The organism is Pseudomonas sp. GW821-FHT01C01, from assembly GCF_059422645.1.
Genome location: NZ_JBWKXF010000117.1, coordinates 1 through 1,242, shown reverse-complemented (window position 1 = coordinate 1,242; position 1,242 = coordinate 1). Strand labels below are relative to the sequence as shown.

The 1,242-nt window shown below is 53.8% G+C and carries 2 protein-coding genes; both read left to right on the top strand.

Going from position 1 to position 1,242, the window contains the following annotated elements; translation table 11 throughout:
* Window positions 1-65: 65 nt before the first annotated feature.
* Window positions 66-371: a transposase gene (locus AC07XF_RS28965; RefSeq protein WP_495029249.1), complete on the top strand. Its 306-nt coding sequence runs from the start codon at window positions 66-68 to the stop codon at window positions 369-371.
* Window positions 368-1,204 (top strand): IS3 family transposase, encoded by an 837-nt coding sequence (locus AC07XF_RS28960; RefSeq protein WP_495029248.1) that lies wholly within the window; start codon window positions 368-370, stop codon window positions 1,202-1,204. The genes AC07XF_RS28965 and AC07XF_RS28960 overlap by 4 nt, the downstream gene beginning before the upstream one ends.
* Window positions 1,205-1,242 lie beyond the last annotated feature (38 nt).

Sequence of the window (1,242 nt, the reverse complement as noted above, 5' to 3'; positions counted from 1 at the left end):
TGAACTGGCCTAATAATTCCGGACACCTCTTAAGGGCGATATGATTTCGCCAACTTGGAGGTTCCATGAACGAAAGAAAGGTCTATACCCGCGAGTTCAAGCTGCATGCTGCCGGCATGGTGCTTGATGATAACTGTCCGGTTCCAGACGTGTGTGCATCGCTGGACATCGGACCTACCGCTTTACGGCGTTGGGTCGATCAGGTTCGCAAGGAACGCGAGGGACAGCCAGTCAAAGGCACCAAGGCGATTACCGAAGATCAGCGCCAGATCCAGGAACTAAAGGCCAAGATCAAGCGCATGGAAATGGAAGCCGAGATCTTAAAAAAGGCTACCGCTCTCTTGATGTCGGATCCCGATCGTTTTCGATGATTGCGGAACTAAGAGAGTCATTCCCGACCGCCATCCTGTGTCGTGTTTTCGATGTGAGGCGCAGCAGCTTTTATGAGTGGCTTCAACGGCGCACCAAGCCGCGGGTCAGACGCGAAGAGCTCAAGCTGAAAGTGGTTGAGCTGCACAGCGAAAGCCGGGAAGCCATGGGCTCCAGAATGATCAGCAAGGGCCTGAAGTCCCAAAACATCGCGGTCGGAAGAGACCTTGTCAGAGCGCTGATGAGAGAGGCCAACATTGTCAGTAAACAACGCCAGCCTCACCCATTCAGATCCAAAGGCGTTGAAGCATTTGTCGCGCCCAATCGGCTCAAGCGCAATTTCAAGCCAGCTGCGGTCGATCAGGTCTGGTGTGGCGACGTTACAAGCTTGATGGTGGGCAAGCGCTGGGTTCATCTGGCCGTCGTGATCGATTTGTTTGCTCGCCGGCTCATTGGCTGGGCGTTTTCGCTGGTCAATGACGCCAACTTGGTCAGCAAGGCGTTGCGCATGGCGACAGAGGTACGAACGTGTCCACCTGGGCTGATGTTTCACTCAGATCAGGGCTGTCAGTACACCAGTCGTAAGTTTCAAGAAGAACTGATGCGCCACGGTATTTTGCAAAGCATGAGTCATCGCGGGCAGTGCTGGGACAATGCTCCAACAGAGCGTTTTTTCGGCACACTGAAGTCAGAGTGGGTGCCTCGCAGCGGCTACAGCCTGATCGAGGAAGCAAAAACCGACATGGTGCGCTTCTTCATGTACTACAACCGCACCAGGCTCCACAGCTACAACAACTATCTGTCGCCAATAGCCATGGAGCAAAAAGCGGCATAAACACCGTAATCGGTGTCCGGGATTACTTGACCAGTTCA

Coding starts and splice junctions, on each gene's coding strand:
- AC07XF_RS28960 (WP_495029248.1), top strand. CDS start 368: ATGATTGCGGAACTAAGAGAGTCATTCCCGACCGCCATCCTGTGTCGT.
- AC07XF_RS28965 (WP_495029249.1), top strand. CDS start 66: ATGAACGAAAGAAAGGTCTATACCCGCGAGTTCAAGCTGCATGCTGCC.